At 73.5% G+C, this 21,004-nt stretch carries 15 protein-coding genes; 12 read left to right on the forward strand and 3 right to left on the reverse strand.

Annotated features, from left to right (window positions below):
• The first annotated feature begins 11 nt into the window (after positions 1-11).
• The 4 genes from ACSLIC_RS21255 to ACSLIC_RS21270 all read left to right on the forward strand — a co-directional run bounded on the left by ACSLIC_RS21255 (position 12) and on the right by ACSLIC_RS21270 (position 4,761).
• On the forward strand, positions 12-968 hold the full coding sequence (locus ACSLIC_RS21255) for an ADP-ribosylglycohydrolase family protein (RefSeq protein ID WP_436739293.1): 957 nt from the start codon (positions 12-14) through the stop codon (positions 966-968).
• 231 nt (positions 969-1,199) lie between these two features.
• Entirely contained in the window at positions 1,200-2,981 is a 1,782-nt protein-coding gene (locus ACSLIC_RS21260; protein ID WP_436739294.1) for a DUF4153 domain-containing protein, read from the forward strand.
• Between the two features lie 391 nt (positions 2,982-3,372).
• On the forward strand, positions 3,373-4,074 hold the full coding sequence (locus ACSLIC_RS21265) for a ribonuclease HII (protein WP_436739295.1): 702 nt from the start codon (positions 3,373-3,375) through the stop codon (positions 4,072-4,074).
• Positions 4,075-4,140: 66 nt separating this feature from the next.
• Positions 4,141-4,761, forward strand: coding sequence for a hypothetical protein (locus tag ACSLIC_RS21270; RefSeq protein ID WP_436739296.1), 621 nt, complete (start codon positions 4,141-4,143; stop codon positions 4,759-4,761).
• 106 nt (positions 4,762-4,867) lie between these two features.
• Here the strand turns inward: ACSLIC_RS21270 and ACSLIC_RS21275 are convergent, their stop codons facing one another.
• Together ACSLIC_RS21275 and ACSLIC_RS21280 are read right to left on the reverse strand one after the other, a co-directional pair.
• Positions 4,868-5,473, reverse strand: coding sequence for a hypothetical protein (locus ACSLIC_RS21275; RefSeq protein ID WP_436739297.1), 606 nt, complete (start codon positions 5,471-5,473; stop codon positions 4,868-4,870).
• A 220-nt stretch (positions 5,474-5,693) separates the two neighbouring features.
• Positions 5,694-7,856, reverse strand: a complete 2,163-nt coding sequence (locus ACSLIC_RS21280) for a RecQ family ATP-dependent DNA helicase (protein WP_436739298.1) — start codon at positions 7,854-7,856, stop codon at positions 5,694-5,696.
• A 163-nt stretch (positions 7,857-8,019) separates the two neighbouring features.
• Here ACSLIC_RS21280 and ACSLIC_RS21285 point away from each other — a divergent pair, with 163 nt between their 5' ends.
• The 5 genes from ACSLIC_RS21285 to ACSLIC_RS21305 all read left to right on the forward strand — a co-directional run bounded on the left by ACSLIC_RS21285 (position 8,020) and on the right by ACSLIC_RS21305 (position 15,191).
• Positions 8,020-9,531 carry a DUF4192 domain-containing protein gene (locus tag ACSLIC_RS21285; RefSeq protein ID WP_436739299.1) on the forward strand — a complete coding sequence of 504 codons (1,512 nt, stop codon included), beginning with the start codon at positions 8,020-8,022 and terminating at the stop codon, positions 9,529-9,531.
• Positions 9,532-9,838: 307 nt separating this feature from the next.
• Positions 9,839-10,603, forward strand: coding sequence for an NUDIX hydrolase (locus ACSLIC_RS21290; RefSeq protein WP_436739300.1), 765 nt, complete (start codon positions 9,839-9,841; stop codon positions 10,601-10,603).
• A gap of 403 nt (positions 10,604-11,006) precedes the next feature.
• Positions 11,007-11,951 carry a FadR/GntR family transcriptional regulator gene (locus ACSLIC_RS21295; RefSeq protein ID WP_436739301.1) on the forward strand — a complete coding sequence of 315 codons (945 nt, stop codon included), beginning with the start codon at positions 11,007-11,009 and terminating at the stop codon, positions 11,949-11,951.
• A 660-nt stretch (positions 11,952-12,611) separates the two neighbouring features.
• Positions 12,612-14,150: an RNA polymerase sigma factor gene (locus tag ACSLIC_RS21300; RefSeq protein ID WP_436739302.1), complete on the forward strand. Its 1,539-nt coding sequence runs from the start codon at positions 12,612-12,614 to the stop codon at positions 14,148-14,150.
• A 225-nt stretch (positions 14,151-14,375) separates the two neighbouring features.
• Positions 14,376-15,191 carry a S1 family serine peptidase gene (locus tag ACSLIC_RS21305; RefSeq protein WP_436739303.1) on the forward strand — a complete coding sequence of 272 codons (816 nt, stop codon included), beginning with the start codon at positions 14,376-14,378 and terminating at the stop codon, positions 15,189-15,191.
• 244 nt (positions 15,192-15,435) lie between these two features.
• Here ACSLIC_RS21305 and ACSLIC_RS21310 read toward each other — a convergent pair whose 3' ends face one another.
• Entirely contained in the window at positions 15,436-15,663 is a 228-nt protein-coding gene (locus ACSLIC_RS21310) for a DUF7455 domain-containing protein (RefSeq protein ID WP_003951302.1), read from the reverse strand.
• 432 nt (positions 15,664-16,095) lie between these two features.
• On the opposite strand from ACSLIC_RS21310, the gene ACSLIC_RS21315 reads away from it, so the two are divergent.
• The 3 genes from ACSLIC_RS21315 (at position 16,096) to ACSLIC_RS21325 (ending at position 21,001) form a co-directional block, all read left to right on the forward strand.
• A complete protein-coding gene (locus ACSLIC_RS21315) occupies positions 16,096-18,219 on the forward strand; it encodes a DNA gyrase/topoisomerase IV subunit B (RefSeq protein ID WP_436739304.1) in 2,124 nt (707 codons plus the stop codon).
• Positions 18,220-18,941: 722 nt separating this feature from the next.
• Entirely contained in the window at positions 18,942-19,412 is a 471-nt protein-coding gene (locus tag ACSLIC_RS21320) for a DUF485 domain-containing protein (protein WP_436739305.1), read from the forward strand.
• A complete protein-coding gene (locus tag ACSLIC_RS21325) occupies positions 19,409-21,001 on the forward strand; it encodes a solute symporter family protein (protein WP_436739306.1) in 1,593 nt (530 codons plus the stop codon). Before ACSLIC_RS21320 ends, ACSLIC_RS21325 begins: the two co-directional genes overlap by 4 nt.
• Positions 21,002-21,004 lie beyond the last annotated feature (3 nt).

Consider the following 21,004-nt stretch of genomic DNA (forward strand, 5'->3'; position numbering starts at 1 on the left):
TGAACAGCGCGATGACCGCTGAAACGAACCTCGACCCGCGCGTCGCCCGCGCCCTGGCCTCCCTTCGCGGACTGGCCGTCGGCGACGCCCTCGGTGCCCAGTTCTCCCACCCCGGCAGCCATCCCCTCCTGCGCCGCCGCCACCTGCCCGACGGGCCCTGGCGGTGGACGGACGACACCCAGATGGCCGCCTCCGTGGTGGCCGCCCTCGCCATCGACCACCGCGTCGACCAGGACCGCCTGATCGCCTCCTTCGCCCGCCGCCACGACCCCACGCGCGGCTACGGCCGGGGGACCGACTGGCTGCTGGGACAGGTCAGGGACGGCGGCGACTGGCGGGACCTGTCGCTGGGCATGTTCAAGGGCCAGGGTTCCTGGGGCAACGGCGCGGCCATGCGGGTCGCCCCGCTCGGCGCCTGGTACGCCGGCGACGCCGAGCAGGCCACCCACCAGGCGGAGATCTCCGCCTACCCCACCCACCAGCACCGGGAGGCGGTGGTCGGCGCCATGGCGGTGGCCGCGGCTGCCGCACTCGCCGCCGGCCCGGCCGGGCCGCCCACCGGCAGCGCCCTGATGGACGGGGTGCTGGAGCTGGTGCCGCGCAGCGCCGTCGAGGCGGGACTGCGGCGCGCCCGCGACATGCTCGACTACCGCGACGCCGGCACCGTCGCCGCCGTCCTCGGCTGCGGGCGCCGCGCCACCGCGCACGACACGGTGCCCTTCGCCCTCTGGTCGGCGGCGCGCGGCCTCGACGACTACGAGGCCGCGTTCTGGCGGACCGCGCAGGCGGGCGGCGACATCGACACCACCTGTGCCATCGTCGGCGGCGTCCTCGCCGCGGCCGGCACGCCGCCGCCCGCCGAGTGGACCGAGCGGACCGAGCCGCTCCCGGCCTGGCTGGACGAGGCCCTCACCGGCGTGAGCCCGTCGAACCCGGGCGCCCGGAACGCCCGTCCGGACGCGGGCTGACGCGCCGCGCCCGGGGCACACCCGCGCCCGGAGCCCGACCGGAGAGCGTCACGGTCATGCCACAACGTGCCCCTGGCCGGGGCGCACGCCCCGGCCCTGGCTAACCTGCCCCCACGCGCCCGGACGATCACGCCGGGAGCGACGAACGATCGCCGGTTCCGGCACGCCCCGTCCTCCCCGCGTCCGCGCCGGACCGAACGCGGCCTGCCCGGCCGGCCGGGAGGGGGTCCCGTGTCGGAGGGGAACGAGGAGCGGCGCCGCACCGGGGACGCGGCCGAGCCGGAGGGGCGGGGGGTGCCCGAGCCGCGAGCCCGCGAGGCACGACCCGCCGCGGACGGGGAGCCGGCCGCACCCGCGAAGACGGGAGCCGCCGACCACGCCGGGTCGACCGGAGACGACTCGGAGGGCGCCGTCCGGGCCGACGAGCAGGGCACGGACCAGCCCGACGCCGACGGCCCCGCCGCACCGGCCGACTCCGTGCCGGACGCCGACACCCCGGATTCCGGCACCGACGGCGTCCGCTACGAGCGCCTCCCCGACGCGCCCCCGCCGGTCCTGGACAAGGTCCGCGCCGAGCCGCCCGCCCCCATCGGCACCGCCACGCTGGTCGCCGCCGCCGTCACCGGCATGCTGAGCGGGTTGCTGCTCGGCGACGGCCTGGCCGTCAACGCCCTGATCATCGCCCTCCCGCTCACCGCCGCGGCCTGGTTCGCCGCCCGGCAGGCGGGACGCCGCCCGCGCCGGTCGTCCGTGGCCTGGGGCGCCGGCGGGCTTGCGCTGCTGGCCGTACCGGTGTGGAGCGACGCGGAATGGCCCACGCTGCTCGCGGTGCTGGCCGCGGCCGGGCTGGGTGCGCTCGCGCTGCACGGGAGCCGGAAGTGGTCCGGGGTGCTGCTGGCGCCCCTCGGGCTGGTCCTCTCGGCGAGGCGGGCGTTCGGCTGGGGCTGGCGAGGGGTGCGCGCGCGAGCCACCGGCGGCGGCAAGGACCTCGCACCGCTGCTGCGGTCGGTGCTGGTCGCGGCCGTCCTGCTGGTGGTCTTCGGCGGCCTCTTCGCCGCCGCCGACCAGGCTTTCGCCGACCTCCTCGGCAGTCTCGTCCCGGACATCGGGGCCTCCGGCGTGCCATGGCGCGTCCTGCTCGCGGTCCTGGTGGGGGTGGCCGCGCTGGCCGTCGCGCACACGGCGGCAGCCCCGACCCGCTGGGACGGCCTGGGCCCCGGGCCCGGCCGCGCGCGGGGACGCGCCGAATGGGCCCTGCCGCTCGTCCTCCTCGACCTGCTCTTCGCCGCCTTCGCGGCCGTCCAGGCCGCCGTCCTGCTGCGCGGCGAGGACGCGGTGCGCGCCGGCAACGGCCTGACCTACGCCGAGCACGCCCGCGAAGGCTTCTGGCAGCTCCTCTTCGCCACCGTGCTGATCCTCGCCGTCATCTCGGTGGCCGTCCGCCTCGCGCCCCGCTCGGGCCGGCGCGACCAGGTCCTGGTCCGGACCGTCCTCGGCACGCTCGGCCTGCTCACCCTGGTCGTGGTCGCCTCCGCTGTCCGCCGCATGGACCTGTACATGGGCGAGTACGGGCTGACCCGCCTCCGCCTCTCCGTCGTCGTCATGGAGCTGTGGCTCGGTGTCGTGGTCCTGCTGATCCTCGCCGCCGGGGTGTTCGGCGCCCGGCTGCTGCCCCGCGCCGTGCTCGCCTCGGGCGCGGTGGCGGTCCTCGCCTTCGGCGTGGCCTCGCCGGACAAGCTGATCGCCGAGAGCAACCTCGCCGCCCACCACGACGGCCGTACCCTCGACCTCGCCTACCTCTCGGGTCTCTCCGCCGACGCCGTCCCCGCCCTCGACCGCCTGGACGAACCGCTGCGCTCCTGCGCCCTGCGCTCGATCGCCGTGCCCGACTCCCCCTGGTACGCCACCAGTCTCAGCCAGGCCCGCGCCCGCGAGATCCTGACGGCCCGCCCCGTCCAGGACCACCCCTGCGGCGAGGTCCTCACCGGAGACATCTCCCCCTCCGTCCGCTGACCCACGTCACCCACTTCGCATACGCAACCAACGCGCCGCTCGCGAACCGGCCCCCGGTCCCGGAAGGCGTCCCGCGAAGTCGCCGTACGCGCGGCAAGGGGTATCGGCCGCCGCCCAGGTCGTTCCTCGGCCAGCGGCGCGCCTTCCGGGGTGCGGCCGCCAGGGTGCCGCCCCGTCGCCGCCCTGTCCTGGCGCACTCCGATCGCAGTACCCTTTCTGTGCGGAAGCGAAGACCATGACGCAGGCAGGACCCCACCGCCCGAAGGATGCGCCCGCCGCCCGCGCCGGGGTGCGCGGGCGGCGGCGCGAGGGCCCCGGACGTCCGCGATCCGGACAAGGGGAGGAGCCGGGGTGTCCTCTCCGAAGCGGGCCGCGTACGCTGTCTGGCGCCATGCCGTACGAATCACCCACGCACACCGTCGAGCGGTCCTTGCGCGCCACGACCGGCGCCAAGATCGTTGCCGGTGTCGACGAAGTGGGACGCGGGGCCTGGGCCGGCCCGGTCTCCGTCTGCGCCGCCGTTACCGGACTGCGCCGGGCACCCGAAGGTCTCACGGACTCCAAGCTCATCGCTCCCAAGCGGCGCACCGCGCTCGCAGGCGAGCTGGAGGGCTGGGTCACCGCCTACGCCTTCGGCCACTCCTCGCCGCAGGAGATCGACGAACTGGGTATGACCGCCGCCCTCCGCCTCGCCGCCGTGCGTGCCCTGGAGGGGCTGCCGGTCCGCCCGGACGCCGTGATCCTCGACGGGAAGCACGACTATCTCGGTGCGCCCTGGAAGGTCCGTACGGTCATCAAGGGAGACCAGTCCTGTGTCTGCGTCGCCGCCGCCTCGGTGCTCGCCAAGGTGCGCAGGGACGCGATGATGGCGGAACTGGGCGTCGACCACGAGGACTTCTGCTTCGCGGACAACGCCGGATACCCCTCGCCCGCGCACCAGGCGGCGCTCGCCGAGCGGGGACCCACCCCTTACCACCGGCTCTCCTGGTCGTATCTTGACGCACTGCCCCAGTGGCAGCACCTCAAGAAGGTCCGTGTGCCGGTACGCGGAAACGTCACGGAGATCGAGGGCCAGCTCGGTTTCGATTTCTGATCTTTTCCGCACTTGTGTGCCACCCCCCTTTATGTCCCGTGTCGGCATTTGATAAATGTCGTCCATATGCCTCCCTTTCCCGAGGAGCCTCAGATTCCCGAGAGTGCCCAGGGTCCCCGCGCCACGCAGGCCAGCAGCCGCGTGACGCCGACCCCTCGCCCCGTACCCGGACCCCGTTCCGCGGTACCGCCCCGCCCCGGTCCGCCCCGCCCCGCGCCGCCCGCCCCGCGGGCCGCCGGAGCGAAGTCCGGCCCGACCCCCGCGCCCAAGCCCTCCGCCGGTTCCCCCGGCGACCAGGGCGCCCCGCAGATCCAGCTCATCCCGGCCCCGGCCGACGGTGCTCTGGACGCCGCTGACGAGGCGGTCGACCTGCTCCTCGACTCGGGTCGCGCCCCGGCCGAGGTGCTGGTGCTGACCACCGGCGACCCCCACCCGTGGACCGCGCACGAGCGGTCCTTCGGTGAGGACGCCTACTGGCGGCAGCAGGACGCGGCCGACGACGTCTTCTACGCCGACGGCGCCTCGGCCGGCCAGGCCAAGCCCCGTCCGGTGGTGGTGGTCGCGGCCAACGGCGGCGACGACGCCGTCAAGGCCGTCCTCCCCACCGCGCTCGCCCGGGCCCAGGCCCTGCTGGTCGTCTGCGGTGACCCGCAGCAGATCAACTCCGTGCTGGGCGCGGGCGTCTGACGCCGTGCCCGGCGCCGGACCCCCGGCGCCGGGGCGGCGCGGTCGCGCCCACGCGGCACCGACCGGAGCTCGCGCCCGGCGGTCGCGGGGGCCGGCGTGGGCGGCTTCAGTCCGCCCGTATCACCCCTCGGGTCGAGGGCGGCTCCCATCCGCCCTCCTCCAACTGCCCGGAGACCGGACCGGCATGGGGACGGCGCCCGCCGCCGTCCTCTCCCAGGACCAGCCAGCCGGACCCCGTCAGCGTGATGTAGGCCCCACAGCGCAGACCGTGCAACGTGCACGCGTCCCGCAGCCCCCACATCCACGCGCCGTCCTCCTCGGTCCAGCGCGTCTCCCCGTCACGGCAGTGCAGCAGCACCGCCGTCCGCGCGGGGGAGCGCCGCCGCAGGTCGTGCGGCACCACCCGGCGCAACTGGGCCAGCAGCGCGTTCCGGTGGACCCATCCGTCGGCCGAGGCCGTTCCCCGGGCGAACGAGGCACTGGCGCACACCCGCTCGTCCCCGTCCAGCACCGCCACGACAACCGTCGACGCGGTCGGCCGGTGCAACGCGTGCAGCGCGCTCACCACCTCCCGCGGATCGCGCGGCAGGAGGACGCCCGCCCCGGCCCACTGCGCGGGCACCAGTGTCCGGGCCAGTCGGTCGGACACCTCGGCGGGTATCGGCGGTCGGGACGTCGAAGCCGTCGCGGACGGAGCGGATCCGAAGGCCACGGTCCTCCCTTCGGGTACACGCCCGCACTGCGGGCGAGGAGGTGACGACGAGGGAGCGCACCGCGGCAGAGCTCTGCCGGACCATGCGAGGCCGCGGGGAGCGATTGCCCATTCTTGCCCTCGCACCGGCCCGTGGCAACGAGCAATCGGCCCGGCCGACCGGTACCCGCCGACACTCCGTCCTCCAAGTCTGCCCAGCGCACGGCCGTCCGACGCCCGCTCAGCCCTCGACAGCGAGGACCAGCGGCAACACCGCCCCCGCCCCGGCCCGCCGCAGCAGCCGCGCCGAGACCGCCAGCGTCCACCCGCTCTCCGTGGAATCGTCCACCAGCAGCACCGGCCCGGGCGTCGCCGCCAGCGCGGCGGCCAGCTCCGCGGGCACGGTCAGCGCCCCCTCCAACGCCCGCAGCCGCTGGGCACTGTTGCTCCGCGACGGCATCCACTCGGCGGCCTGCGGGGTGAGTTCCAGCGAACCGAGCAGCGGCATCCGCCCGATCTCGGCGATCCGCGCACCGAGAGCGCCGACCAGCCGGGGCCGGCGGCGCGAAGGCACCGTCACCACGCCCACCGGGCGCGCCACGGCGTCCGCATCGCCCGACGCCCAGCCCCCGGGCCCCTTCGCCCAGTCCGCCAGCACCCCCACCACGGCCCGGGTCACCTCCTCGGAGACCGGCTCGTCGGGGGCGTCGGGGGCCAGCAGGGGACGCAGCCTGTTCCCCCAGCCGATGTCGGAGAGGCGGCCCAGCGCCCGGCCCGGCGCGGCCTGCTCGCCCGGCGGGATGCGGCCCTTCAGGTCCAGGCCGACCGAGGCGAGGCCGGTCGGCCACATCCTGCGGGGTTCCACCTCCACACCGGCCCTGCGCAGCTCACCTGTGGCGGCCTCCAGCGCGGTGGTGGAGACGTCCCCGCCGAAACGGGGCCCCGCGCAGTTGTCGCAGCGACCGCAGGGCGCCGCCTCCTCGTCGTCCAGCAGCCGCCGCAGGAACTCCATCCGGCACCCGTCGGTCGCCGCGTACGCGCGCATCGCCTGCTGCTCATCCGCCCGCTGGCGGGCCACCCAGGCGTACCGCTCGGAGTCGTACGACCACGGCTCGCCGGTCGACACCCAGCCGCCGCGCACCCGGCGCACCGCCCCGTCCACGTCCAGGACCTTCAGCATGGTCTCCAGCCGGGACCGGCGCAGCTCCACCATCGGCTCCAGCGCCGGCAGGGAGAGCGGCCCCTCGGACCCGGCCAGCACGTCGAGCGTGCGCCGCACCTGCTCCTCCGGCGGGAAGGCCAGCGAGGCGAAGTACTTCCAGATCGCCTCGTCCTCCCGGCCGGGCAGCAGCAGCACCTCGGCGTGGTCCACCCCGCGGCCGGCGCGGCCGACCTGCTGGTAGTAGGCGATGGGGGAGGACGGGGAGCCGAGGTGGACGACGAAGCCGAGGTCCGGTTTGTCGAACCCCATGCCCAGCGCGGAGGTGGCGACCAGTGCCTTCACCCGGTTCCCCAGAAGGTCGTCCTCGGCCTGCTGGCGGTCGGCGTTCTCGGTGCGGCCCGTGTACGAGGCGACGGTGTGGCCCCGCTGGCGGAGGAAGGCGGTGACCTCCTCGGCGGTGGCGACCGTCAGGGTGTAGATGATCCCCGACCCCGGCAGGTCGTCGAGGCGCTCGGCCAGCCAGCCCAGCCGGTGCGCCGGATCGGGCAGCCGCAGCACACCGAGACTCAGGCTCTCCCGGTCCAGCGGCCCCCGCAGCACCAGCGCGTCGGAGCCCGTGCCGGTGCCGAGCTGCTCGGCGACGTCGGCCGTCACCCGGGCGTTGGCCGTCGCGGTGGTGGCGAGGACCGGGACGCCCTCCGGCAGCTCCGCCAGTATGGAACGCAGCCGCCGGTAGTCAGGCCGGAAATCGTGCCCCCAGTCCGAGATGCAGTGCGCCTCGTCCACCACCAGCAGTCCGGTGGCGGCCGACAGCTTCGGCAGGACGTTGTCCCGGAAGTCGGGATTGTTCAGTCTTTCCGGGCTGACCAGCAGGACGTCCACCTCGCCCGCCGCGACCTGGGCCTGGACCTCGTCCCACTCCTCCGGATTGGCCGAGTTGATGGTGCGGGCGGAGATCCCCGCGCGGGCGGCCGCCTCGACCTGGTTGCGCATGAGGGCCAGGAGCGGCGAGACGATCACCGTCGGACCGGCACCCCGGGCGCGCAGCAGCGCCGTCGCCACGAAGTACACCGCCGACTTGCCCCAGCCGGTCCGCTGCACGACCAGCGCCCGGCGGCCCTGGGCCACCAGCGCCTCGATGGCGCGCCACTGGTCCTCCCGCAGCCGTGCGGAGCCCGTCGGGTCGCCCACCAGCCGGGCGAGGACGGAGTCGGCCGTGGTCCGCAGCTCTTCGTTGCTCATGGCCTCCATGCAACCCGATGGGTCGGACAAACCGCGAACGGGCCCGTCCGGGCTGTGGACGACCACGCCGATGTGGACAACCCGGCACTTGTGGACAACTGCGTCACCCGGCTCTGTCCACAGGCCCCAGCGACGTCGCCGGGAGCCGGGGAGAGTCGGCGACATGAGCGACCACACGAACATCACGCCCACCGATTCCGGCGAGCCCGGCGTCACCGTCCGCACCCACGCCGAACTGGCCGACGCCCTGCCGTACCTCCTCGGCTTCCAGCCCGACGAGAACCTCGTCCTCGTCGCCGTCCACGGCTCCCGGGGCCGCTTCGGCGGCCGGGTCACGGTCGGCATCCCCACCGACCCCGCCGACTGGCAGGTGGTGGCGAAGGCCGTGACCGACGCCCTCGTGACGGGCAGCACCCGCCGCCTCGGCACACCGGACGGCATCGTCGCCTTCCTGTGCCGCGAACCCGGCCCCGGCGAGACCGGTGCCACCGTCATGGAGCACCTCCGCCCCCTCGCCCAGCACGTGCGGCTGGCCGCGGGAGCACGCGACGTACCGGTGGTGGAGGCACTCTGCCTCTCCGACCACCGCTGCTGGTCGTACTGCTGCCCCGCCCCCGCCTGCTGTCCGCCGGAGGGGACCGCGCAGAAACCCCCGGGCACCTCCGCCGTCGCCGCGGCGGCGGCCTACGCGGGCATGACCGTCCGCGGCAGCCTGCGCGCCATGGAACGCCGCCTGCTCCCGCCGGACGACGGCGGCGACCCGAGGTGGACCACTGCCCTCGACACGGCCTGCGGGAGCCTGCTGCCCCGGCTGCTGGACGACCACGAAGCACCGGAGGTCGCCGAACAGACCCTGACGACCACCGCCGAACTCCTCACCAGGCTGCACCGACTGCCCCAGGTGCGGGACCCGAAGGCGGCCGACGCCTGCGACGACCGGGCGATCGGCACCGAGGAGGCAGCCGCCGTCATCGTCGGCCTCCAGGACCGGGAGACCAGGGACCGGGCCGCCGAGTGGATGGAGGGGCCGCTCGCCCCACCGGCCCTGCGCCTGTGGCGGGCCCTCGCCCGCCGGTGCACCGGCGTCTACGACGAGTACGCGGCAGCCCCGCTGGCCCTCGCCGGCTGGGTGGCCTGGTCGACCGGCGACCGCACCGAGGCCCGCGTCGCCCTCGCCCTCGCCCTGCGAGCCGAGCCGGACTACACCTTCGCCCTTCTCCTTCACCACGCGTGCCAGGAGGGGCTGGCCGCCGAGTCGATCCGCCGCGTCCTGCGCAGGGCCGGCAAGGACCGGGGGCGCGCGGTCGCGGTCGGGGAAGCCGGATCGGCGGGGGCGGCGGGAGCAGCGCGAGCGGAGAGCGGGGGAACGTCTTCGTCCCGGCGGCGGCCGGTTCCGCTGCCGTCGGCGCTGAGGTGGCGGGGACGGCGGGACGGCAAGGCCGCACCGCTGCCCTCGAGTGCGGGCGGAGGCCGCCGAACGGTGAGTGCCGCCGGTGCCGGGCAGTCGCCCCTCCCGGTTCGCCCGCGAGGTGGGCGGCCGGGCGCCGGACCGGGCGGGCCGCGGACGCCGTACGGGGCGGGACCCGGTCGCGGGCCGAGTGGGCGACTGCCGCTGCGGAGCTCGCGGCACGGCCGGCGGCCGCAGGGCGGTCGGCCGCCGAAGGAGCGGCGGTGAGGAGCAGCGGCGAGGAGGCGTGAGCCGATCGAGGTGGCTGGGCGGCGGGGCGGGGGCGATGAGGGTGACCGGGGTGAGGAGAGGGGGGAGTGCAGTTGGGGCGGTCGGCGGGACGGTCGGGCTGTGAGGCAGGGCCGCTGGATGGCCGTCGGGCCTGGCGGATCGGACCTGTACAGGTGTACCGGCGCCGGCGGCCGTGCGATGGGCCCGGTCAGGCGGGAACGCCCGGGAAGCAGCCGCACGCGCACCGGGTGCGGCCTCGGCGAACAGGCCGCTTATCGTCAGGCAGACGACTATGATCACCCCCATGCCCCCCTACGACCCGTCGGCCTTCCCGCCGTTCGCCGTCACTGTTGATCTGGTCGTCCTCACCGTGCGCAAGCACGCCTTGTGCGCCCTCATGGTGCGCCGGGGTGAGGCGCCGTTCCAGGAGAGGTGGGCCCTGCCCGGCGGGTTCGTCCGGCCCGACGAGGACCTGTCGGTGGCCGCGGCCCGGGAACTCACGGAGGAGACGGGCCTGTGCGCCCACACCTCCGAGGCTCCGGCCGCCGACAACGGCGCGCACCTCGAACAGCTCGCGACCTACGGTGCCCCGGACCGCGATCCGAGGATGCGGGTGGTCAGCGTCGCCCACCTCGCACTCGCGCCCGATCTTCCGGCGCCGCGGGCCGGGGGAGACGCCCGGTACGCGCGGTGGTCCCCCGTCGAGGAACTGCTCGGCACGACGGCGGGCGGCCGCCGGACGGGGCTTCCGGCCGAGCCGCTCGCCTTCGACCACGGAACCATCCTCGGGGACGGGGTGGAGCGGGCACGCTCGAAGATCGAGTACTCCTCCCTCGCCACCGCCTTCTGTCCGCCCGAGTTCACCGTCGGTGAGCTGCGCAGGGTGTACGAGGCGGTCTGGGGCGTCGTGCTCGACCCGCGCAACTTCCACCGGAAGGTGACCGGCACGCCCGGCTTCCTCGTCCCCGCCGGCGGGACCACGACCCGCCAGGGCGGTCGCCCGGCCCAGCTCTTCCGCGCGGGCGGCGCCACTCTGCTCAACCCGCCCATGCTGCGGCCCGAGGTCTGAACCTCGCCTGCCCGGTTCCGCGTGCTCACCGCCCCGGCGAGGCTGTCCGTCCCGGGCTCTCGCTCCCCTCGTACGCGAGTGCGCCCAACGGCCTTGCGTACGAGCGCCGTCGCGTGCGCCGGGCGTGATCCGCGGTGCGCCGCAGGGTGGTTGTGACGCCTTCGGAGTGGTCCGACGGAACGGCCGCACGGGTCGGGGGAGTGGGGGGGCAACCTGCGGATACCGCGGTCATGTTGTCGTTCAGGGTCATGTCCTGCACGTATCCGCACGGATCTGTTCGCGTGAAGGCTTCTGGCCGACGGCTTCCGATCGCGCGGAAGGGCAAGTCCGCGTACCCGGTCGGGAGGCTCGGGTGCCTTCGGCGGGGCGTCAACGGCCACGGGGTGAGCGATCACCCTTTCGTGTGCTTTTCACCAAAGACCTCAAGGCACTTGGGGCCGACGCCGACAAAGGTTCCGTGACTACCCTTGCGCACTCCATGATGACCGCCGCCCGTTCCGCTGACTCCGGCCTCACGGGACCGGGCGAACTCGACCGCTACCCCTACGCGGAGGTGCCCGGGCCGGAGCGGAGCGCCGTGTCCTGGGAGGGCGGCGGCGACTCCGATCTGGGCAGGGCCGTGCGGCGACCGACCAGCAATCGAGGCCGGGGGCTTCACGGCCAACTCGTCCAGCAGCTCGGCCAGATGATCGTCTCCGGCGACCTCGGGGCCGACCGGCCCCTGGTGCCCGAGGAGATCGGGCAGCGTTTCGAGGTCTCCCGCACCGTCGTCCGGGAATCCCTGCGCGTGCTGGAGGCGAAGGGCCTGGTGAGCGCCAGGCCCAACGTCGGGACGAGGGTCCGCCCGGTCAGCGACTGGAACCTCCTCGACCCCGACATCATCGAATGGCGCGCCTTCGGCCCGCAGCGCGAGGACCAGCGCCGCGAACTCGGTGAGCTGCGCTGGACGATCGAGCCGCTCGCCGCCCGACTCGCCGCGGGGCACGGCCGCGAGGACGCCCAACAGCGGCTCGCGGACATGGTGGAGATCATGGGCCACGCCCTGGGCCAGGGCGACCTGATGACCTTCTCCCGCGCCGACGCCGAGTTCCACGGGCTGCTGATCCAGCTCGCCGGCAACCGCATGCTGGAGCACCTCTCCGGCATCGTCTCCGCCGCCCTCCAGGTCTCCGGCGGCCCCGCCACCGGATGCGACCGGCCCAACGAGACCTCCCTCACGCACCACGCCCGCATCATCGACACCCTCGCCGAGGGCGACGGCGCCGCCGCCGAGCACGCCATGCGCCAGCTCCTGACCGCCCACCCCGAGATGGAGCGGGTCGTCCCCGGGCCGCGCGAGCAGCACTGAACCCCCGCGCCGGCGGCACGCACCTCGCGGTCTCCCCCGATCCGCCGCAGCCGACGCCCGACCCGCAGACCACCCCGCGGGCGGGGGAGGCCGGTGGCGATCCCCGCCCAGGCGCCCCGCCCCCGCCCGCCCCCGCGAGCCTCGGACGGTACGTACCGGGGGCGGATGCCGAGGAGCGTTCCCGCCGCCTTCCCGTCCCCCTCCCCGCCCCGGCCCCGGGCAGCCCGCGCAAGCCCGCTGCCCGGGGCCGGGGCGTTGCCGCGTACCGGCGCGGGGAGGCCGGGGAGGGCCGGGGTGCGGTCGCCCGGGCCGCTGGTTCCGCTTCTTCCGTGCCGGCCGCGGCGTGCTCCGGGCGCCGCGTGGACACCGGGCGGCCTCCTGCGGCCTCACGGCATCTTTATGTCACCCTCTGTCGCTATTCGGAGAATTTTGACCGATATAGGGGTGTGACTCGGGCCACGTGGATTGGGCGTAACGCTCGACCGGGCAGCACGATGACCTAAGAGGTGATACCCGAGGAGGGAATGCGGTCGTCGTTCGCGGCGCTGTACCCCCTCACCGGTCCCGCAGCGCCCCCGGTCCAATCCCAGCCGTGGGTCGTCGGCTCCCGTCCTTCACCCAGGGCAGGGGCCGGAAGCCGTTATTCAACGTTCCGAGAGGTTGTTCGTGTCGGCCAGCACATCCCGTACGCTCCCGCCGGAGATCGCCGAGTCCCAGTCTGTGATGGCGCTGATCGAGCGGGGAAAGGCTGATGGGCAGATCGCCGGCGACGACGTGCGTCGGGCCTTCGAAGCTGACCAGATCCCGGCCACTCAGTGGAAGAACGTTCTGCGCAGCCTCAATCAGATCCTCGAGGAAGAGGGTGTGACGCTGATGGTCAGTGCGGCGGAGCCCAAGCGCACCCGGAAGAGCGTCGCAGCGAAGAGCCCGGCGAAGCGCACCGCCACCACCAGGACCGTGGCCGCCAAGGCGTCCCCGGTGAAGAAGAGCGCCTCCGCGGCCGCGCCGTCGGACGACGAGTCCGAGGCGCCCGTGAAGAAGGCGGCGGCCAAGAAGACCGCCGCCAAGAAGACGGCGAGGAAGGCGACGGCGAAGAAGACCGCCGCCAAGAAGACCGCCGCCAAGAACGTCGTCGACGAACTGCTCGACGACGAGGCCGAGGAGAAGCCCACCACCGGCAAGCCGGGCGAGGAGGGCGCGGCCGAGGGCACCGGCGGCGAGAGCCAGGGCTTCGTCCTGTCCGACGACGATGAGGACGACGCGCCCGCCCAGCAGGTCGCGGCGGCCGGCGCCACCGCCGACCCGGTCAAGGACTACCTCAAGCAGATCGGCAAGGTCCCGCTCCTCAACGCCGAGCAGGAGGTCGAACTCGCCAAGCGCATCGAGGCCGGCCTCTTTGCCGAGGACAAGCTCGCCAACGCCGACAAGATCGCCCCCAAGCTCAAGCGCGAGCTGGAGATCATCGCCGAGGACGGCCGCCGGGCCAAGAACCACCTGCTGGAGGCCAACCTCCGCCTCGTGGTCTCGCTGGCCAAGCGCTACACCGGCCGCGGGATGCTCTTCCTGGACCTGATCCAGGAGGGCAACCTCGGTCTGATCCGCGCGGTCGAGAAGTTCGACTACACCAAGGGCTACAAGTTCTCCACGTACGCCACCTGGTGGATTCGGCAGGCGATCACCCGCGCCATGGCCGACCAGGCCCGCACCATCCGTATCCCGGTGCACATGGTCGAGGTCATCAACAAGCTGGCCCGCGTCCAGCGCCAGATGCTCCAGGACCTGGGCCGCGAGCCCACCCCGGAGGAGCTGGCCAAGGAACTCGACATGACCCCCGAGAAGGTCATCGAGGTCCAGAAGTACGGCCGCGAGCCCATCTCCCTGCACACCCCGCTCGGCGAGGACGGCGACAGCGAGTTCGGTGACCTCATCGAGGACTCCGAGGCGGTCGTCCCGGCCGACGCGGTCTCCTTCACGCTCCTCCAGGAGCAGCTGCACTCCGTCCTCGACACGCTCTCCGAGCGTGAGGCGGGCGTGGTCTCGATGCGGTTCGGTCTCACCGACGGCCAGCCGAAGACCCTCGACGAGATCGGCAAGGTCTACGGGGTGACGCGTGAGCGCATCCGCCAGATCGAGTCGAAGACCATGTCGAAGCTGCGCCACCCGTCCCGCTCGCAGGTCCTGCGCGACTACCTCGACTAGGACCGGCTCCGCGTGGAGGAAGGGCCTCCGGTGCCACCCGTACAGGTGGCACCGGAGGCCCTTTCGCCGTGCGGGGCCCTGTCGCCTCGTACGGGCGGCGGCCCGGCGGACCTCCGTGCGGATTCGGGCACTCCGTCAGAGGGCACCTGCGGCGCAGCCCGTGCGGGGCGACCCACCGTGGATCACTCTGGGTGCGTAACGGAATGCCTTGAGTGAGGAGAAGTGATGCGGCGTCGATGGAACCGAAGCGGCCGGGCCGGGCTGTTCGCGGCTCTGGCCGTGCTGGCCGCCCCTCTGTGCGCCCCCGCCCCGGCGGCGGCCGACAGTGTCGTGGTGGGCGGCAGCCTGGCCAGCGTCGACGACCATCCGTGGGTCGTCGCCCTCGGCAGCCGCGACCGGTTCGGCGGCGAGCGCTCCGGCCAGTTCTGCGGCGGGGTGGTCGTCGGCGAGCGGACGGTGCTGACCGCCGCGCACTGCGTGGACGAGGAGGTGCTGGGGGTGGCCCTCTCGCGCGTCCCCGACCTGCGGGTGATCTCCGGCCGTGACGACCTGCGCTCCACGGCGAAGGGCCGGGAGACCGCCGTCAGCGACGTCCGGGTCAACCCGGGGTACGACGCGTCCACCAACGCGGGCGACCTCGCCACGCTCACCCTCGCCGAGCCGCTGCCCGCCTCGTCCGTACTGCCCGTCGCCCGGCCGGGGAGTGCCGAGGAGAAGCCGGGCGGCAAGGCCGCCGTTTTCGGCTGGGGCGACACGACCGGTAACGGAACGTACTCCTCCAGGCTCAGGTCCGTCGGGGTGAAGGTGCTGGAGGACGCCACCTGCCGCCGGGCCTACCCGGGCAGCTCCGTCGGCCGCTACGAGGCGGGCACCATGCTCTGCGCCGGTGACCCGCGCGGCGGGCGGGACGCCTGCCAGGGGGACAGCGGCGGCCCGCTGGTGGCCGACGGCAAGCTGATCGGCCTGGTCTCCTGGGGCAGCGGCTGCGGGCGGGCCGACAGCCCGGGCGTCTACACCCGGGTGTCCGAGGTCGCCCCCTAGGTGCTGCCTGCCCCCGTCGGGTGGGCAGGTGCGCCTGAGGGGGACCTCAGAGCGCTGTGTGGGGGTGTGGCCGCCCGCAAGGCCGTCTTCGGCCAAACCCTTGCGGCCGAGCCGCCCCGTGCCACCCAGGGGGCTCCAGGGCCCTGGAAACCGAAACGGGCCTCCTTCCCGCCGCTGGGGCGGGAAGGAGGCCCGTACTCCGGTTATGGGACCGGTGCCGGCTCGTCGGGGTGGGTGCGAAGCGTCAGCGCTCGTCCTCGGCCGTGGCCGGGGTCGCCGTCAGCCGCTCGGACTCATCCTGTATCTCAGCGGCGATCTTCTTGAGTTCCGGCTCGAACTTGCGGCCGTGGTGGGCGCAGAAGAGCAGTTCACCACCGCTCATCAGCACGACGCGCAGGTAGGCCTGGGCGCCGCAGCGGTCACAGCGGTCAGCGGCCGTCAGGGGGGTCGCGGGGGTCAGAACAGTAGTCACGTCGCCTCTTCTCTAGCTCGACGAGCTGTCGTACCAGGGTCAACATCCAACCAGGCCGAAAACGTTCCCGCTCGCGGCATTTCCTCGAAAAGATCTTCCGGGGAGGCCGGGTGCTGCCGGTTTGGCGGCGAATGTGCCGTGTGGGTGGTTGACGCTGTCACGTCATCGGGTCCGGTCCTCACCGGCTGGCTTGCCGGGGTGTTGAAGAGGACGTGCCCGGAGCCTAAATGGTTCATGCTCGGAAGGGAACGTGACATCTGTTTCACCCCATCGAGAGTTCGAACGCGTGTGCGGCTCTGGACTAGGGTGGGTTTGAGCCGAGGGTGGCGTTACACCGGCTCTACCTGGCCTCGGTACCCTCTGAGCGGCGACCGTTGCCCAGGTCCCCGATCCCGTGGACCACCATCAGAATTCAGCGAGGAGCGAACCCGCGTGACCGCCGAGACGTCCGTGCCGACCACCGCTTTGCTGGCAGGAGCAGACCAGGACGGTTCCAATTACACCGCTCGGCACCTGCTCGTCCTGGAAGGGCTCGAAGCGGTCCGCAAGCGACCGGGCATGTACATCGGGTCCACCGACAGCCGCGGCCTCATGCACTGCCTCTGGGAGATCATCGACAACTCCGTCGACGAGGCCCTCGGCGGCTACTGCGACCACATCGAGGTCATCCTCCACGACGACGGCTCGGTCGAGGTCCGCGACAACGGTCGCGGCATCCCCGTGGACGTCGAGCCCAAGACCGGCCTCTCCGGCGTCGAGGTGGTGCTGACCAAGCTGCACGCGGGCGGCAAGTTCGGCGGCGGCTCGTACGCGGCCTCCGGCGGCCTGCACGGCGTCGGCGCCTCCGTGGTGAACGCCCTCTCGGCCCGTCTGGACATCGAGGTCGACCGCGGCGGCGCCACCCATGCCATCAGCTTCCGCCGCGGGGTCCCGGGCGCCTTCGCCAAGCCCGGCGCGGACGCCCCCTTCGAGGCAGCCAGCGGCTTGCGCAAGGTCAAGAAGGTGGCGAAGGCCCGTACGGGTACCCGCGTGCGGTACTGGGCGGACCGCCAGATCTTCCTCAAGGACGCCAAGCTGGACCTCGCCACCCTCCACCAGCGGGCCCGCCAGACCGCCTTCCTGGTGCCGGGGCTGACCCTGGTCGTCCGGGACGAGTACGGCCTCGGCGACGGCGGCTCGAAGGGTGAGGAATCCTTCCGCTTCGACGGCGGCATCAGCGAGTTCTGCGAGTACCTGGCCGACGACCGCGCCCTGTGCGACGTGCTGCGCCTGAGCGGCAAGGGCACCTTCAAGGAGACCGTCCCCGTCCTGGACGACTTCGGCCAGATGACGCCGACCGAGGTCACCCGCGAGCTGGGGGTCGACATCGCGCTGCGCTGGGGCACCGGCTACGACACCAAGATCCGCTCGTTCGTCAACATCATCGCCACCCCCAAGGGCGGCACCCATGTCACAGGCTTCGAGCGCTCCCTCACCCGCACCATGAACGAGGTGCTGCGCTCGGCCAAGCTGCTGCGCGTCGCCGAGGACGACATCGTCAAGGACGACGCCCTGGAGGGCCTCACCGCCGTCGTCACGGTCCGGCTGGCGGAGCCGCAGTTCGAGGGCCAGACCAAGGAGGTGCTGGGCACCTCGGCAGCCAACCGGATCGTCTCCCAGGTGGTCGCCAGGGAGCTCAAGGCGTTCCTGACCTCCACCAAGCGGGACGCGAAGGCGCAGGCCAGGGCGGTGATGGAGAAGGCGGTCGCCGCCGCCAGGACGCGGATCGCCGCTCGCCAGCACAAGGACGCCCAGCGCCGCAAGACCGCCCTGGAGTCCTCCTCGCTGCCGGCCAAGCTGGCCGACTGCCGCAGTGACGACGTGGAGCGCAGCGAGCTCTTCATCGTCGAGGGGGACTCCGCCCTCGGCACCGCCAAACTCGCCCGGAACAGCGAGTTCCAGGCCCTCCTGCCCATCCGCGGCAAGATCCTCAACGTCCAGAAGTCCTCCGTCACCGACATGCTGAAGAACGCCGAGTGCGGCGCGATCATCCAGGTGATAGGAGCCGGGTCGGGCCGCACCTTCGACCTCGACGCGGCCCGCTACGGCAAGATCATCCTGCTTGTGGACGCCGATGTGGACGGCGCCCACATCCGCTGCCTGCTGCTGACCCTGTTCCAGCGGTACATGCGGCCCATGGTCGAGGCGGGCCGGGTCTTCGCCGCCGTCCCGCCGCTCCACCGCATCGAGTTGGTCCAGCCGAAGCGTGGCCAGGACAAGTACGTGTACACGTACTCGGACCGCGAGCTGCGCGAGACCCTCCTGGCGTTCCAGCGGAAGAACGTCCGCTACAAGGACTCCATCCAGCGCTACAAGGGCCTCGGCGAGATGGACGCCGACCAGCTGGCCGAGACCACCATGGACCCGCGCCACCGCACCCTGCGCCGGATCAACATCGCGGACCTGGACTCCTCCGAGCATGTCTTCGACCTCCTGATGGGCAACGAGGTCGCGCCGCGCAAGGAGTTCATCACCAGCTCCGCCGCGACCCTGGACCGGTCGCGCATCGACGCCTGAGTCACCGGCGCCCTTCACAGGCTCCCGGAGGGACGCCGTACCGCTCGCACGCGGTGCGGCGTTCTGGCGCTTTCGCGCGGGACGTGAGCGGCCGGTAACGGGCCTGGACTTCAACCGGGTCAAGGCGGTCGAGGCCGCTGCCGTGCTGCTGTCGCCGCCGGTGCGCGGCTGCCTGGGGCGCTCGGGGAGGAGCCGGCCGTGACGTACCCGGGCGCTCGGCGGGACTGGCGCCCGGAATGCCTTCGCGAACTCCGGTCATGTCGCGGACCTCAAGCGGGAACGTGCGCTCGGCGGCTTCGTGGTCGGCCGACGTGGTCGGCCGACCGGGCCCGGTCGGGGATGCCGGGGGACGGACGGCTCGGTGCGACGTGCACTCCAAGGTCCCGGCGCCGGAACTCCGGTGGCCTCGCCGCACTTCACGACCCGGCCGTGCCGCGCCCGATGCCGCCCCGGCCGACGGGGGCACGCCGGCTGGCCGGTGCCCGGCGGACTCGGGCCCACCGCACCGGCACGACCGCCACCACGCCCCAGAACCGCCCCCGCCACGCCGTTCCATCGGCGCCTGGCGCATACGCATCCCGCCCCCCACACCCCTCCCCAGCGTCCCTCCCCCGACTGTCCATCACCTGATCGAATGAAAGTCTGCCCGGTCCGCGCATCGATCTTCCCGCCCGTCCCATCCTTGGCACGCGGTCGCCTCGGCCGCAGAGAAGGAGAGCGCGGTGGAGAAGCACGACGGGCGCGGCGGGGCTGCCCGGCCCGACGATCCCTGGTACGAAGCCTCGGCGAGCGGATGGGGGGCGACCACCGGAGCGGAGCCCGGGGCGGTGCCTCCGCAGGCACTCGCAGAAGGGGGCGGGGACGACCGGGCAGCCGAGATCTACCGCCAGGTGCGGGCCGGTGCCGCCTTCCAGGAGGTGCGCGGGAGCTACCGCCGCTTCGTCGTCCCGGCCTGCGCGCTCTTCCTCACCTGGTACCTCGCCTACGTGGTCGCCGCCACCACCGCCCCGGCCCTGATGGCCCGCCCGGTGTTCGGGCCGGTCAACGTCGCGCTGCTGGCGGGGCTCGGCCAGTTCGCCAGTACCTTCGCGCTGACCTGGGCGTACGTACGCCACGCGCGGTTGCGGCGGGACCGGCTCGCGCTAGAACTGCGCTGGGAGACCCAGCAGCTGACCCAAGGAGCGCGGGGATGAGCGGCGACCACCAGTCCCTCGCCCTGGTGCTGTTCAGCCTCTTCGTGGCGCTGACGCTGGCCATCACCGCCTGGGCGGGACGGCGCCGGCGTGGCACCGCCGAGGAGTTCTACGCGGGCGGGCGCCTCTTCTCCCCGATGGAGAACGGTTTCGCCATCGCCGGGGACTACATGTCCGCGGCCTCCTTCCTCGGCATCTCCGGCCTCATCGCGCTCCACGGCTACGACGGCGTGCTGTACGCGGTCGGCTTCCTGGTGGCCTGGCTCGTGGTGCTCCTCCTCGTCGCCGAACTGGTCCGCAACTGCGGCCGGTTCACCCTCGCCGACGTGCTCGCCGCCCGGGTGCGCGAACGCCCGGTGCGGATCGCGGCGGGCACCTCGTCCATCACCGTCTCCGTCCTCTACCTGGTCGCCCAGATGGTCGGCGCGGGCACTCTGGTCTCCCTGCTGCTCGGCGGGGAGAGCCGCGCCGCGCAGACCTGGACGGTCGTCGGCGTCGGTGTGCTGATGGTGGTCTACGTGTCGCTGGGCGGGATGCGGGCCACCACCTGGGTCCAGATCGTCAAGTCGGTGCTGCTGATGGGCGGCACCCTCACCCTCACCGTGCTGGTGCTGCTCCGCTTCTCCGGCGACTTCGGGCAGCTGCTCACCGCCGCCGCCGCACGCAGCGGCCACGGCCTGGACTTCCTCGCCCCCGGCCTCAGGTACGGCGGCGACTGGACGGCCCGGCTCGACTTCATCAGCCTCGGCCTCGCCCTGGTCCTCGGCACCGCCGGGCTGCCGCACATCCTCTCCCGCTTCTCCACCGTGCCGACCGCCCGTGCCGCGCGCCGCTCCACGGTCTGGGCGATCGGCCTCATCGGCGGCTTCTACCTGATGACGATCGTGCTCGGCTTCGGCGCGGCGGCCCTGCTCGGCTCCGAGACGGTCCGCTCCTCCAACGCCGCGGGCAACACCGCCGTACCGCTGCTCGCCCTCGACCTCGGCGGCGGCACGGGCTCCACCGGCGGGACCGTGCTGTTCGCGGTGGTCGCCGCCGTCGCCTTCGCCACCATCCTCGCCGTCGTCGCCGGGATCACCCTCGCCTCCTCGGCCTCGGTCGCCCACGACCTCCACGCCTCGCTGCGCCGCGAGGGCGCCCGCCGCTTCGGCGAGGTCGCGGTGGCGCGGCTCGCGGCCGCCGGGGTCGGGGTGCTGGCGATCGGCCTGAGCCTGCTCGCCCGCGACCTGAACGTGGCCTTCCTGGTCGGCCTCGCCTTCGCGGTGGCCGCCTCCGCCAACCTGCCGGTGCTGCTCTACACGCTCTTCTGGCGCTCCTTCACGACCCGGGGCGCCGTCTGGTCGGTCTACGGCGGGCTGGTTCCGGCCGTGCTGCTGGTACTGCTCTCCCCGGTGGTCTCCGGCAGCCCCGACTCCCTCCTGCCCGGCCTCGACTTCCAGCTCTTCCCGCTGGAGAACCCGGGCCTCGTCTCCGTACCGCTCGGCTTCGCCCTCGGCTGGCTCGGCACGGTCACCTCGCCCGAGGAGCGCGACGAGGACCGGCACGCCGAGACCGAGGTCCGCTCCCTGACCGGCGCGGGCGCGGTCTGACCC

Source organism: Streptomyces sp. BBFR102 (genome assembly GCF_051397025.1).
Classification (GTDB): Bacteria; Actinomycetota; Actinomycetes; order Streptomycetales; family Streptomycetaceae; genus Streptomyces.